This is a genomic window from Paenibacillus sp. WC2504 (assembly GCF_052682475.1).
On record NZ_JBQZFH010000001.1, the window covers coordinates 3,929,348 to 3,943,713 of the forward strand.

Below are 14,366 nucleotides of genomic sequence, written 5' to 3' on the forward strand. Positions count from 1 at the left end.
CTGAAACATGGTTGCTTAAACCCATCGTTTCTTGAGCCAGACGCGGTATATGACATAGACGGATACCAAAAAAAGGACATACACTCCGACGGACAAAACGAGCTTGCTGGTGCCAGCAAATAGATTGCTGCCGATGAACGCAAACAAGAGCATTGCAGGAATTTTGCCCAATGCGGAGGCTACGGCGAATGTAACGACGGGAATGGAAGTAATGGCAGGAATGACATTCACGACAGCCTGAGGGATAACCGGGATCAGTCGTGCTAGCAAAATCGTCAGGAACGGATTTTTTTCTATCGCAACTTGGAGCTTTTCCAGCTTTTCATACTTGGACAAGTAAGCACGACCCTGTTTTTGAAATAAGTAGCGTGTGAGCCAAAATACAATGACAGACGCGACTGAGGCAGCAGTCCAACTGATCAAAGCGCCCATCAATGGACCGTACATAAACCCGAGCAAGCCGATAACTATTTTGTAAGGGATGATAGGTACGATAATAAAACCGAGCGCGGCCAAAAAAATAAGCAGAACGGGCGCATCTCCATGCTGCATCCAATTCAAAATTTCGTCCTTGAATACATAAGTAGTGAATATGAGCACGAGGTACATGCAGATGGTCAACCATTTCTTCATTTGGTGAGGTGTCTCCCTTGGTCTGAATCTTTCATCTTGCCTTGCTAATTATACTTAGTGTAACACAACCATCCCATTTTCAAAGAGTTTACTTACTATACTGTCGTAAAGTATGTAAATAAAATTTCAGTACTTTTAAAAGGATACGGAGTGTTTTATCATTAGGGGGACAAGTCAGCAGATCACAATGGAGGGATTGGGCACATGAAATACCGGAAATTAGGCAAATCGGGACTAAAGGTTAGTGAGGTTAGCTTAGGCAGTTGGCTTACATATGGCGGTTACGTTGAAAAGAAAAACGCAGTAGATTCCATTCACAGCGCATACGATCTCGGTATCAACTTTTTCGATACAGCTAATGTGTATGAACGTGGAGAAGCTGAGAAAGTGGTAGGAGAGGCGCTCAGCGGTTACTCCCGCGATTCCTATGTACTTGCGACAAAAGTGTTTTGGCCTATGGGGTCTGGTCCCAATGACCGGGGATTGTCCCGTAAGCATGTTTACGAGCAATTGCATGCCAGCCTTAAGCGTCTGAATACGGATTATGTCGATATCTATTATTGCCACCGCTTTGATCCAGAAACTCCTGTAGAGGAAACGCTTCGCACCATTGATGATATGGTGAGACAAGGCAAAATTCTGTATGCTGGAGTCAGCGAATGGACTGCTGTACAAATGGCGGAAGCACTAGCAGTAGCTGATAAATATTTGCTTGATCGCATCGTCGTCAATCAACCGGTCTATAACATGTTCAACCGCTATATCGAAAAAGAGGTAATTCCGCTTGGCGAACAGAAAGGCATCGGCCAAGTCGTATTCTCGCCACTTGCGCAGGGTCTTCTCAGCGGGAAGTATACTTCGATCTCCGAAATTCCTGCAGATAGTCGTGCCGCCAAACTGGAAGGTATGAGAAACGGGATCACAGAGGAGAAAATCGCCAAAGTCGGACAGCTCAATGGCATTGCTAAGGAGCTGGGAATCTCTGTAGCCCAACTCGCATTAGCTTGGATTTTGAGACAGCCTAATGTTGCGAGTGCGCTCGTGGGTGCAAGCCGTCCAGAGCAGGTAGAGGAAAATGCGAAGGCATCTGGTATCGAGCTTTCAACGGATGTAGTAGATAAAATTGAAGCTATTTTGGCTTAAAAAATAAACATTTGGTACAATAAGAAAGAAACTTGAAACCGGCCTCAATGGCCGGTTTTTTGTTTATAATTGATTATCTGATATCGAGGAGAAGCATGGCTTTGAAAGCAGCCCTAAAGACGTGTTGAAAGTCGCTTATAAAAACATACGGCCCCCAGAGGATAACGAAGTCCTTGTGCGAATGTTGGCACGACCGATTAATCCATCTGATTTGATACCGATTAGAGGTTCTTACTCAATTGCGGGGAGAAGGAACGTGGCAAGAATTTGTTAAAACATCAGCTGGCTTCGCCGTGCCTATTCCTAGCTCTATTGATCATTTTACTGCTGCCCAGCTATATATAAATCAAATTACAGCATGGGTCATTTGTACGGAAGAGTTGGCACTAGGACCGGACGATGTATTGGTAGTTAATGGGTGCGGCTCTGCGTTCGGGCACATTTTTGAACAATTATCAAAGGTTCTGGGTTTTCGGCTAATCGCGGTTACGAGAAATCATAAGTATACGGAAGCTTTACTTAGACTTGGTGCCGCTTCTGTCATTAAGACCTCTGAAGTCCCCTTACAGAAGACCCATATGGATTTAACGAATGGACAGAGTGCTGATGCAGCCATTGATTCTATAGGAGGAACCAGAAAGTATCGACAGAAACTTGGAAAGAGACATTCAATCGTTTGATCACGTTACTAATTGAGAAAAAATTAAAACTTATGGGGACTGATTCTCATTACGATTTGAGTTTGCGTTCGATGTGGTGCAGAGCAGAGATTATTGGCTTCCATTGGTATCAGAAACCCACACGATGCCTCTGTAAGTTGAAATATGGTACCAATTGACACCCTGAGGAGAAATCCACTTTTCAAAAGATAGCGCTTTTATTGCATTTGCTTACTCCCCGCGCCAAGCCAGTCCTGTGAATAGCATTCCCACAGCAATGATAATCTTCATATCTATTCCCATCATTTCACACACCTTTCATTTTTTTACTGAATGATTGTATAGACAGGAATTGCTGAATGCATATCGAAAGTTTAAAATACAATTGTTTTTAAAAGGGGACTAGGTCATGCTGGATGATCGCAAATTTTTATTAGAGGCATTTCTTGAAGCTGAGAAAGCCAAAGAGGCAGGTACCTATCCGATTGGAGCAGTTATCGTGGATTCCGACGGTAAAATGATTAGTAGGGGACATAATAAGGTCTTTACGCAAATAGATACAACTGCTCACGCTGAGGTCGATGCCATTAGAAACGCTGGAGCAAAAATGCTCGATGCTGAGACCAAGAAATTTCTAAAAAAAAGCTATACCCTGTACACTACTTGTGAGCCTTGTCCCATGTGCAGTTGCACAATTCTGTTAACTTTCAGTATTAATCGGGTCGTTTGGGCTGCAAATGATCGAGACATGGGGGCGATGAGAAAGTTTGTAGAAGGACCGCATTTTCAAGACCGTTTTAGCAAAATTTCTATTGAAGCAGCACCTTACAGGGATTTAGAGATTCGTCAGAGGAAAATGCTTGCTGAGTGGTCTATAAAAAGAGGGTATATAGATACTCACTGGCAACATCATAATGATGATTAGAAGTCATAGTAATTATTCTAACCCTATTTTATTATAGGAGGTAATACCGCATATTGCATACCACCCTGGAGGTTAACCATGAAGAAAGTTACAGCAGCCGATCAAGTGAAGCTCGCGCCAGGGTTCTGGTCCAGTCTGCTCTTCATAGGGATATCCCCTCAAGAAGTAGCTCGGCATGCCCGTCTACCTCTGACTATTATCAATGACCCCGTCATTACGACGGCCCAATACTATGCGATCTGGCAAGCTTATGCCGAACTTGTTGGCGATGCCGCCACGGCTATCGTCAAATTGGCCACTGCATTCGAGACAGCGCAATATCCACCGGCCGCTTTAGCAACCTTCCATGCCCGAGATTTCCGAGATGCTCTTACGCGAATGTCTCGTTACAAACAAATGTGTCCTCCCGAAAACTTGTGTTTGCGTGAAGAAGGAGAACATGTTGTCGTCGAACTGGATTGGCAGCATGCCGTTGAGCCTGGACCGCCGGTACTAGTAGGCATTACACTTGCTTATCTCCTGGAACTCGGACGACGAGGAACCGGACGTCCTCTCCAAGCTCATTCTGTTGAGCTCGTCCATGATATAGGCAACTCGAAAGTTCTCGAAGATTTTTTCGGCTGCTCTGTTCGGGTAGATGCCTCTGGCAACCGGCTTACGCTATACGGTAGTGATCTGGAACGTCCTTTTGTTTCTTATAATGCAGAACTTCTCGAGATTCTAACTCCTACTTTGGATCGTCATTTGGATGAACATCAGAGCAAACGTAAGATCAGCAATAAAGTGAAATGGATTCTGTCGCGCTGCCTTTCGCGAGGGCGTATCGACATTCAAACCGTAGCTAATGAGTTGGGAATGAGTGATCGCAGCTTGCAGCGACGTTTGACAGAAGAAGGAACAAGCTTTAAGCAGTTGTTGGTGCAAACCAGGCATGAGCAGGCACTCAATTATTTGGTAGACCCGTCGCTGGAGATCAAAGAGATCGCTTTTCTCGTCGGCTACGAGGATCAGAATTCATTCTACCGGGCTTTCCGTTCGTGGGAAGGAGAAACTCCCGCCAATTGGCGTATTGCGCAAGAACATTGGCGTTCCTCGCTAGTTACCGAATAGACGAAACCAGCTATCATAATCTGTATTCACAACATAAGGAGTGTAGACAGATGGATATGGGTTTAAGAAATAAAACGGCATTAGTGACGGGCTCTACCAAGGGAATCGGTAAGGCGATTGCTTTAGAACTTGCCAATGAAGGTGTTCATGTTCTCATAAATGGCAGGAGCAATGAAGAGGTTGAGCTTACAGTGAAGGAGATTCAGGCGAAATTTCCTAACACTCAGCCTAAAAGTGCCGCAGCCGATCTTGTAGATGCGCAGCAAAGAGAAGCTTTATTCATGAGGTTCCCCCAAGTCGATATCTTGGTCAATAATATGGGCATCTACGAAATTAAGTCCTATGATGATTTAGATGATGCCGAGTGGGAGAAGTACTTCCGCACGAACGTGCTTGTCGCGAACAGTTTGACGAAGTTGTATCTGCCTTCCATGTTAAGCGGCGATTATGGGCGCGTCCTCTTTATCGCAAGTGAGGAAGCCATCATGCCTTCGGGATTGATGCCTCATTACGCTATGACCAAATCGATGCTCCTCTCGTTGTCCAAAAGTCTGTCAAAGCTGACCAAAGGATCAGAAGTCACCGTGAATACGATCATGCCCGGGCCGACGCTCTCCGAGAATGTACAAATGATCATCGAAAGCATGTATTCGAACGAAGAGATGACCTTCGAGGCGAAAGAGAAGGATTTTATGGCGAAGAATTTGCCGCAATCCGAAATCCAGCGGTTCATACGACCGATAGAGATAGGTAGACTAGCTACATTTATCTGTAGTCCGTATGCCTCCGCGTTCAAAGGCTCGCCTATCCGAATGGATGGGGGAATGGTACCGACAATATTTTAATGAACAAACTCTGTGTAAGTAGACAAGCCTGTCGTAGACATGGAAATTATATACATGGGAATATAGGATTGGTATAATATCGTTATCCTTTTATTCCATTTCTATCGAACAGGAGTGTCAGACATGAGTTCAATTTGCAATTACTGCAGTAAAAACGAAGCACTGAACAATCTTATGATCGAAATCGGCCAGTTACGTGTATCAACCTTGTATTTATTTAAGGAACAGACGTACCGGGGGCGCTGTATTGTCGCGCTGAACGAGCATGAAACAGAGTTTTTTCATCTGCCACAGGAGAAGCAAGACGCTTATATGCGTGATGTAGCGCAAGTGGCAGCAGCGATTGAAAAAGCGTTCCAACCGGATAAAATTAACTACGGTGCATTTGGTGATACAATGCCGCATGTACATTTTCACATCGTACCGAAATATAAAGATGGCTACACCTGGGGAAAAATGTTTGAAATGAACCCAGCGGGAAATCTTCTTCTAACTGAGGAACAATACGGGGCACTTATTGATCAAATCAAAAGCCATCTCTAAATGTTCGATCCGCAGAAATTGCGGATTTTTTATTTTTCGGAATATTACGATTTAAACAAGGTATTTGCCGTTACTAGGACAGGTGTCCCTACATAGACATATGCTGATGAGAAAGGTATATGCCATGAACAGGGATGGTGTAAAATAGATGACCCAAAGCCGGAAAAAAGCAGGTACACGATTAACCGGAAGGCTCGTATTTCCGGGGAATCCGACATACCATGCAGCCAGAATGGAGTTCAATAGACGCTTTTCCAAATTTCCAAAGGTCATTGTTTTTTGCAGGCGAACTCAGGATGTGATCAACGCAGTCAAATGGGCTCGCGAGCGGGGCGTACGGCTGCGAGTGCGCAGCGGCCGGCACAGCTATGAAGCGTTTTCGGCTGTCAATGGCGGAATTATTATCGATGTGAGCGAGATGGATAAAGTTAAGGTTGATCGGAAAAATAGGGTAGCCATTGTTCAAACGGGAAATCCACTTGCTCGTGTTTACAAAAAGCTGTGGATTAAGCGTGTCGCGCTGCCGGCTGGGACTGCGCCTGACGTAGGCGTAGCCGGGCTTACACTGGGCGGCGGCATTGGACTTTTGTCCCGGAAATATGGACTTACGTGCGATAACTTGAAACAAGTGAAGATGGTCGTAGCTTCGGGGCGGTATGGAGCAAAGACCATTGTGGCAAACAGGAGGCAGTATGCCGATCTGTTGTGGGCATCACAAGGAGGCGGGGGAGGAAACTTTGGCGTTGCTACAGCCTATACGTTTCGGGTTAGACCTATTTCAAAGGTTTCTATATACAGCGTCACATGGAATTGGAGCGATTTGGAGAAGGTGTTACCGGTTTGGCAGCGTTGGGCCCCATCCGTCACGAACCGCTTAACCTCAACCATCGAGGTGTCTGCCAAGCAGGTAGGTACTATTGTATCAACCGGGCAATTACTTGGAGGTGCTGAGGAGTTGCGCAGCTTGATTAGACCGCTCTTGCGTGCAGGCAATCCGGTGAAAGTGCTGGTGAAGACAGTGCCTTTCATTGAAGCAACTAAATTTTTTGCCGAATCGGACTTACATTTGGAGCCGAAATTTAAAATAAGCGGGGCTTACGGGTTTCAACCATTGCCTCGTGAAGGAGTGCGAATCATTCGTGACTTTTTGTCCAAAGCACCCAATAGGAATTCTACCGTGTGGAGTCAAAGCTTAGGTGGTGCAGGAAGCGCGGTGAGTCGAATATCGCCTACTGCAACGGCCTATCCGCATCGAAAAGCGGAGACCATTAATGAACTGTCAGCTCGCTGGAGGAATAACCGCGAGCAGCAACGGAATATTCAATGGGTGGAAAGATTCCGCAGAGCGTTACGTCCTTTTGTTAAGGGGGATTATGTGAACTTTCCCGATTTGCAGATGAAAAACTGGCCAAAGGCGTATTATGGTGTGAACTTAGGCAGATTGAAGCAGGTGAAACGAAAGTATGATCCTCATAATGTGTTTCGTTTTGCTCAGAGTATACCGGTAGGTAGTAAGGTAAGAAAACAATAATCTAGTGAGGTTTTTCGTATGAAAATTGACCGCTTGCTGGCCATGACGGTGCTGCTTTTGAATCGCGGGCGTGTCAGTGCCAAAGAATTGGCTGATCGTTTTGAAGTTTCGACAAAGACGATTTATCGTGATATGGAGACCCTGAATCAATCGGGTATTCCAATTGTGGCTTATCAAGGCATTTCCGGTGGATTTGAAATCATGGAACCTTACGCCATGGCTCGGCAATTCTTAACGCTCGGTGAAATTGAAGCGATCGTCGCGGCGGTAAAAGGGATACATACCGCCGTGGATGATCGTATATTTGATACTCTGCTGGATAAAGTAAAGGCGCTGCTCAGTCGAGTAGATCGCCTTCAAATGGAGCAGCAGGGAACAGGACTTGTTTTCGATTTCAATCCGTGGGGGCAAGGACCTGGTGCACGGGATAAAGTGAACAGCTTGAGGCAGGCGATTGAGCATACACGCAAGGTTAGTTTCAAGTACTTGAACATGAACGGTATGGAAAGTGAGAGAGTCGTCGAGCCTGCCGCATTAATTTTAAAAGGATACCTATGGTATGTACAGGCTTATTGCACACTTCGAAGTGAATTTCGAGTGTTTCGATTATCTCGTATACAGGAGTTGCGGGTGTTGGAGCAAACCTTTGTTAGAAAACAAGCCCCTTCGCTAGAGGGCTATGCGTGGGAGTCGGATTGGTCGAATACGAATATGGAAGAGATGACATTTCTATTCCATTCGAAAGTTCGGCATCGTGTGGGGGATTCCTTCGATCCGGGACAAGTTAAAAGACAGGAGGATGGTTCCTTACAGGTAAAAGGGCGCTTCGCCGAAGATGAATGGCTTTACAGCATGCTGCTGAGTTACGGTGAACATGTCAGAGTCGAAGCACCGATCCACGTAGCCGAAGAAATGGTAAATCGGGCACGAAAAATTATGGAGCGCTATCAGAAACTGGACAGATAGGTGTCCACGTTCTCCCTGTATATTGATGATAAATACAAGGAGACGAGGTTGAATTTATGCGTACATATATATCCGAGCAACCAGCAATAACACTAACAGGTGTTCAAGTACGAACAACAAACGCGGAGGAAGCGGGCCCAAATCGGCGATTGCCGAAACTATGGGAAACATATTTTCAAAGTCAAATCACGTCACAAACCCCGACAATCAATTCCCATTTGATCTATGCGCTCTATACGGATTATGAAAGTGATGCTACAGGCGCGTATACCACACTGATCGGGCACGAAGTAGCCAGCGTTAAGTTGCGGGATGAGGACAAGTTCCATACCGTTGAAGTGCCAGCGAGCAAATACTTGGTATTTACAACAGAAAAGGGCCCTGTTTATGAAGTGGTTGCACAGGCGTGGGGGAAAATTTGGGAATATTTTAAGGAATCAGAGGAAGTAAGGGCATTTACGGGAGATTATGAGCTGTATGACGCCAGAAATTTAGATCCCGAGCAAACACAGTTGCAGATTTTTATAGCAATTAAATAGATAAAAATGGCGCCTAATGTAGGACGTTCTTTTTATTGTTGAAAGATGCGATTTGCTTCTCTTTGTTTAGAATGCGATAATGTAAAAACACCAAATTTTAGGAGGTAAAAGAGCAATGAAATACATTGTTGATTATCAATTCACCAAACCTGATCAGGGGGTAAAAATAAACAAAGGATCCATTCAAATTGACATCGAGAGTGATGTGGAGTCGGAGATCATAGAAAAAGCCAAAGAGATCGTTATGGAAAAAGAAGGTGCGACAGAAGTGAAAGTAGGTTTAATAAGTCCGGAATGTTAGGCCGCTCATACGAAGCGGCTTTTTTAATGAATAAACACGAATGTACCACAGAGTGGGAACTCGCAGAGAATGTATTAGAAAGCGCTTTCCTGTCCCGGAATGTGCTACAATTACATAGACCATACTGGCGAAGGAGTTTAAAAAAAGCCATGGGCATTAGGGATTATCTAATTGAAGGCGTTTCCGGAACTGGTAAAACTTCGGTCTGCAATGAATTACAGCGGCGCGGTTACCATGCCATTCACGGTGACCGAGAATTAGCTTATCAAGGCGATCCAGAAACAGGTACTCGGACGGATGGTGTTACGCACGAGCACCATATATGGCACGTAGATAAAGTAAAAGATTTGGTCGCCAATCAAGATGAGGCGGTAACATTTTTCTGCGGTGGTTCCAGGAAGATTTCGAAATTCTTAGATTTATTTGACGGTGTATTGTCCTCGAGGTCGATCTTGACACATTGAACAGGCGGCTTGACAAACGACCGGAAAATGAGTGGGGGAGTAAGAAAGCGGAGCGGGAACTCATTGCGCGATTGCACCAAACGAAAGAAGACATTCCGGAAAACGGAATGATTATCGACGTTACTGCACCGATCACGGACGTCGTTGACGAGATCATCCGTCTAAGCGAAGCAAATAAATGCCAGGGGTAGAAGTTATTTAAACTATAGATGGGTGGCGATGGTTAGGTATGAACCTTTTTAATAGCTGCGTGGGGAAAAGTCTACATTCTTCCCTTCAATGGATGAATGAACCACATGAATGGACATTTTCTGAACAAAGTGCACTTATAATTACTGCGCCACCTCGTGCAGACTTCTTCCATAACCCAACAGAGGAAACGAGGAAAAATTCTGCTCCATTCCTGTACACGACAACAAGTGAAAATTTTATTTTAACCACTCGGGTTAGCGTAGACATACGTGACCGAAATGATTCCGCATGCCTGATGGTCATGGCAGACGAGAATAACTGGGCCAAGTTATGTTATGAAGATTTTAGAGGTCGACCTTCCATTATTAGTGTTGTAACGAAAGATATTTCGGATGATTGTATCGGTGACTATGTTGGAAATGTAAAACCTTTCTTCAGAGTGTCTCGATATGATAATTGCATAGCTTTTCATTATTCTCTTGATGGTAATGATTGGGCCTTAGTGCGTTATTTTGGAATGAAGAATAGTCAAAGGTTAAAAGTTGGTGTAGTTGCTCAGAGCCCAGTTGGTGAAGGATGTGTAGTGAAGTTCGATTACTTACAGCTCTTTCCCAATACGAATAAAGATGTAAATAATATTTGATTACCCCTTAAGGAAGTAGGTTGGTTAGTGAGACGGGAACATTTATTAAAGCTCCTGCAAGAGAAGGAATTGTACACGGATCGTCCTTTCGATGGGTGTAGCGAAGCAGAGATAAAGCTACTGGAGCAAGAAATGGGAGTCAGGTTACCCGAGTCCTATCGTCATTATTTACTTGCAGTCGGCCATTATTCGGGAAGATTGTTCCAAGGCACAGACATGCAATTCTCACAACTAAAAGAACTTCAGGATGAGGCAAATGAGTTATTACGAGAGAATAATAACCCGGTCGTGCTGCCTGCTAGCGCTTTTGTATTCTCTATTCATCAGGGCTATGAAATTAGATTTTTTAATTTGGATGAAGGGGATAATCCTCCTGTCATGGAATGGTACGAGGGAAGCATGAAGGGGATAATTAAGCTCTATGATTCATTTGAAGAGTTTCTTGCCGATTTGATATATCAGCATTCAGTTATAAAGTGGCTTGATTAGACTAGGGAGCAATAGTGAATAATAATTAAACACATATACGAAAACACCAAAGTCAGAAACTAGAAGCTGCCGTGAGAACGGGCAGCTTTTTCGCGTTGTTTAGCAACTAGTTTTGATAGGATTTACTTTGGAATTTACCACTTTGTGGAAAAATTTAGGTAGTTCTTTCTTTTAAGTCCAAGCGATCTCTTAAGAATTTGCATAGTTTAGAAGTAGTATTTACTAGCTAGTAGATATATTCTGCAAACTAGAGTTAATTTCAACCATATGAATAGGAGGGAAAAACATAAATGGCTGTCTTATCAAGCGGTCCGATAGAAAACAATGCTATCAGCGGTATGAGGCCCACTCAACAGGTAACTATATTAATAGATAATAGCGATACTGTTAATTCTGCAACTCTTATCATACAAGGATATATCTTAAATGGCACGAGAACGCTATATGTACTTGACGTTTTGGATGTCTTTCCAAATCAAGTACTAACCAAAAATTACTTTGCAAATTTCGATAGATTTGAATTCATATTTACAACAGGAGGCACCGCTGCAGATCAGACTGGAGTCTCTGTATGGGGGAAAAATGCATCCGGACAGTTAGTTACAGCACATCTGCTTGTTACATCTGAACTTTAAAAATTGGAGGTTATCTATTATATGGCTATTTTATCGACTGGACCTATTGATAATAGTTCTGTCAGCGGAGTTAGACCAACTCAGCAAGTATCGCTCATTATTGATAATCGGGATACCGTCAATTCTGCTTCTGTGGTCATTCAGGGTTATGTTTTAGACGGCACAAGAACGTTATATGTTCTTGATGTATTGGACGTTCTACCAAATCAAGAGATAACTAGAAATTACTTTGCTAATTTTGATAGTTTCGAATTCGTATTTACAACAGGAGGTACCGCTGCAAAACAAATCCAAATTTCTGTTTGGGGAAAATCGGCCTCAGGAGAAATAGTTACAGCGCATCGGATTGTTTCATCTGAACTCTTTGGAGATAACACAGGAGCTACAGGACCTGCAGGAATTACAGGTGCAACCGGGGCAACAGGAACTACAGGTACTACCGGAGCAGCAGGAACAAACGGTGCAACAGGGGCAACCGGTGCAGCAGGAGCCGCCGGTGCAACAGGGGCCAGAGGTGCAACGGGTGCTACGGGTGCAGCAGGAACAAACGGTGCAACCGGTGCTACAGGCGCAGCAGGAACGAATGGTGCAACCGGTGCAACGGGTGCAGCAGGAGCCGCCGGTGCAACAGGGGCTAGAGGTGCAACGGGTGCTACGGGCGCAGCAGGAACAAACGGTGCAACTGGCGCTACGGGCGCAGCAGGAACAAACGGTGCAACCGGCGCTACGGGTGCAGCAGGAACGAACGGTGCAACCGGTGCAACGGGTACAGCAGGGACAAACGGTGCAACCGGTGCTACGGGTGCAGCAGGAACAAACGGTGCAACCGGTGCAACGGGTGCAGCAGGGACAAACGGTGCAACCGGTGCTACGGGTGCAGCAGGAACGAATGGTGCAACCGGTGCTACGGGTGCAGCAGGGACAAACGGTGCAACCGGTGCTACGGGTGCAGCAGGAACAAACGGTGCAACCGGAGCTACGGGTGCAGCAGGAACAAACGGTGCAACCGGTGCAACGGGTGCAGCAGGAACGAACGGTGCAACGGGTGCTACGGGTGCAGCGGGAACTAATGGTGCAACGGGTGCTACGGGTGCAGCGGGAACTAATGGTGCAACGGGTGCTACGGGTGCAGCGGGAACTAATGGTGCAACCGGTGCTACGGGCGCAGCAGGAACGAACGGTGCAACCGGCGCTACGGGTGCAGCAGGAACAAACGGTGCGACGGGTGCTACGGGCGCAGCAGGAACAAACGGTGCGACAGGTGCTACGGGCGCAGCAGGAACAAACGGTGCGACGGGTGCTACGGGCGCAGCAGGGACAAACGGTGCAACCGGTGCTACGGGTGCAGCAGGAACAAACGGTGCAACCGGTGCTACGGGTGCAGCGGGAACTAATGGTGCAACCGGCGCTACGGGTGCAGCAGGAGCTAATGGTGCAACGGGTGCTACAGGTGCAGCAGGAACAAACGGAGCAACAGGGGTTACAGGTGCAACAGGAGCTGACGGTGTAACCGGAGCTACGGGTGCAGCAGGAACAAACGGTGCAACGGGTGCGACAGGAGCAGCAGGAACAAACGGAGTAACAGGGGCTACAGGTGCAACAGGGGCTGACGGTGTAACCGGAGCTACGGGTGCAGCAGGAACAAACGGTGCAACCGGTGCAACAGGAGCAGACGGTGTAACCGGAGCAACGGGTGCAGCAGGAACAAACGGAGCAACCGGTACTACGGGCGCAACAGGAACAAATGGAGTAACAGGTGCAACAGGAGCTGACGGAGCAACCGGTGCTACAGGCGCTACAGGCGCAGCAGGAACCAACGGTGCAACAGGGGCTACAGGTGCAACAGGAGTCGACGGTGTAACCGGAGCTACGGGTGCAGCAGGAACAAACGGTGCAACGGGTGCGACAGGAGCAGCAGGAACAAACGGAGTAACAGGGGCTACCGGTGCAACAGGGGCTGACGGTGTAACCGGAGCTACGGGTGCAGCAGGAACAAACGGTGCAACGGGTGCGACAGGCGCAACAGGAGCTGACGGTGTAACCGGTGCTACGGGTACAGCAGGAACAAACGGAGCTACCGGTGCTACGGGCGCAACAGGAACAAACGGAGTAACAGGGGCTACAGGTGCAACAGGGGCTGACGGTGTAACTGGTGCTACGGGTGCAGCAGGAACCAACGGTGCAACTGGGGCTACCGGTGTGACTGGAGCTACAGGCACTACAGGTGCAACTGGTGCCACAGGTACAGCTTTCACGAACATTAACAGCTTTGCCGCGAATACGGCTGGTTCCGTTATCGCTGTTGTCCTTGGCGGAACTAACGTTCCACTCCCTAACAATCAACTGCTTAATGGCGGCATTACTGTCAACGGCTTAAACGATACATTTACGGTGCCGTCAGCCGGAGACTATATGATTTCGTATCAAGTAAATGTTACGGCCGCTTTGTTGGTCAGCACGCGATTGTTAATTAACGGAACACCATCTACGCCTACCATTATTGCACCTGTAGCTTCTGTATCTGAATTTAATAACTTGGTCATATTGAGTCTAGCTGCAGGTGACACAATCACACTTCAATTATTTGGATTACTCGGTGCCGCGACGTTGCTTAGCGGGGCTGCTGGCGCTGCTCTGACCATCATTAAGGTCTCTTAATTTCGTGTCATTTAGAAGCTTTTCCAGCCAAATATCATTTTAGGATTTATGTAATCTTCTAGGCTCTTTCGCTTCCCTAAGGGAAAACGG

At 46.2% G+C, this 14,366-nt stretch carries 16 protein-coding genes and 1 pseudogene; 16 read left to right on the top strand and 1 reads right to left on the bottom strand.

Features of this window, described 5'->3' with window-relative positions; translation table 11 throughout:
* Positions 1-15: 15 nt before the first annotated feature.
* Positions 16-633, bottom strand: a complete 618-nt coding sequence (locus ACUN27_RS17570) for a TVP38/TMEM64 family protein (protein WP_315950580.1) — start codon at positions 631-633, stop codon at positions 16-18.
* Positions 634-837: 204 nt separating this feature from the next.
* On the opposite strand from ACUN27_RS17570, the gene ACUN27_RS17575 reads away from it, so the two are divergent.
* From ACUN27_RS17575 to ACUN27_RS17650, 16 genes and pseudogenes are all read left to right on the top strand, one after another.
* A complete protein-coding gene (locus ACUN27_RS17575; protein ID WP_326059700.1) occupies positions 838-1,776 on the top strand; it encodes an aldo/keto reductase family protein in 939 nt (312 codons plus the stop codon).
* A gap of 82 nt (positions 1,777-1,858) precedes the next feature.
* Positions 1,859-2,408: pseudogene (locus ACUN27_RS17580) on the top strand (zinc-binding dehydrogenase); the annotation flags it as partial.
* 436 nt (positions 2,409-2,844) lie between these two features.
* Positions 2,845-3,360, top strand: a complete 516-nt coding sequence (locus ACUN27_RS17585) for a nucleoside deaminase (RefSeq protein WP_445559295.1) — start codon at positions 2,845-2,847, stop codon at positions 3,358-3,360.
* A 78-nt stretch (positions 3,361-3,438) separates the two neighbouring features.
* Positions 3,439-4,470: an AraC family transcriptional regulator ligand-binding domain-containing protein gene (locus tag ACUN27_RS17590; protein ID WP_445559296.1), complete on the top strand. Its 1,032-nt coding sequence runs from the start codon at positions 3,439-3,441 to the stop codon at positions 4,468-4,470.
* 50 nt (positions 4,471-4,520) lie between these two features.
* Entirely contained in the window at positions 4,521-5,315 is a 795-nt protein-coding gene (locus ACUN27_RS17595) for an SDR family NAD(P)-dependent oxidoreductase (RefSeq protein WP_445559297.1), read from the top strand.
* Positions 5,316-5,438: 123 nt separating this feature from the next.
* Positions 5,439-5,858, top strand: coding sequence for an HIT family protein (locus tag ACUN27_RS17600; RefSeq protein WP_315950573.1), 420 nt, complete (start codon positions 5,439-5,441; stop codon positions 5,856-5,858).
* A gap of 148 nt (positions 5,859-6,006) precedes the next feature.
* Positions 6,007-7,389 carry an FAD-binding oxidoreductase gene (locus tag ACUN27_RS17605; RefSeq protein ID WP_445559298.1) on the top strand — a complete coding sequence of 461 codons (1,383 nt, stop codon included), beginning with the start codon at positions 6,007-6,009 and terminating at the stop codon, positions 7,387-7,389.
* Between the two features lie 18 nt (positions 7,390-7,407).
* Positions 7,408-8,355 carry a helix-turn-helix transcriptional regulator gene (locus tag ACUN27_RS17610; protein ID WP_445559299.1) on the top strand — a complete coding sequence of 316 codons (948 nt, stop codon included), beginning with the start codon at positions 7,408-7,410 and terminating at the stop codon, positions 8,353-8,355.
* A 56-nt stretch (positions 8,356-8,411) separates the two neighbouring features.
* Positions 8,412-8,894, top strand: coding sequence for a GyrI-like domain-containing protein (locus ACUN27_RS17615; protein ID WP_315950567.1), 483 nt, complete (start codon positions 8,412-8,414; stop codon positions 8,892-8,894).
* A gap of 115 nt (positions 8,895-9,009) precedes the next feature.
* Positions 9,010-9,195, top strand: a complete 186-nt coding sequence (locus ACUN27_RS17620; protein ID WP_315950565.1) for a hypothetical protein — start codon at positions 9,010-9,012, stop codon at positions 9,193-9,195.
* Positions 9,196-9,344: 149 nt separating this feature from the next.
* Entirely contained in the window at positions 9,345-9,659 is a 315-nt protein-coding gene (locus ACUN27_RS17625; RefSeq protein WP_315950563.1) for an AAA family ATPase, read from the top strand.
* A complete protein-coding gene (locus ACUN27_RS17630; RefSeq protein WP_315950562.1) occupies positions 9,656-9,850 on the top strand; it encodes a hypothetical protein in 195 nt (64 codons plus the stop codon). Before ACUN27_RS17625 ends, ACUN27_RS17630 begins: the two co-directional genes overlap by 4 nt.
* Positions 9,851-9,942: 92 nt before the next feature.
* Positions 9,943-10,494 carry a DUF1349 domain-containing protein gene (locus tag ACUN27_RS17635; RefSeq protein WP_445559300.1) on the top strand — a complete coding sequence of 184 codons (552 nt, stop codon included), beginning with the start codon at positions 9,943-9,945 and terminating at the stop codon, positions 10,492-10,494.
* Between the two features lie 27 nt (positions 10,495-10,521).
* Positions 10,522-10,983, top strand: a complete 462-nt coding sequence (locus ACUN27_RS17640; protein WP_445559301.1) for an SMI1/KNR4 family protein — start codon at positions 10,522-10,524, stop codon at positions 10,981-10,983.
* Between the two features lie 290 nt (positions 10,984-11,273).
* Positions 11,274-11,618: a hypothetical protein gene (locus tag ACUN27_RS17645; RefSeq protein WP_315950558.1), complete on the top strand. Its 345-nt coding sequence runs from the start codon at positions 11,274-11,276 to the stop codon at positions 11,616-11,618.
* A 21-nt stretch (positions 11,619-11,639) separates the two neighbouring features.
* A complete protein-coding gene (locus ACUN27_RS17650) occupies positions 11,640-14,276 on the top strand; it encodes a BclA C-terminal domain-containing protein (protein WP_445559302.1) in 2,637 nt (878 codons plus the stop codon).
* Positions 14,277-14,366: the final 90 nt, after the last annotated feature.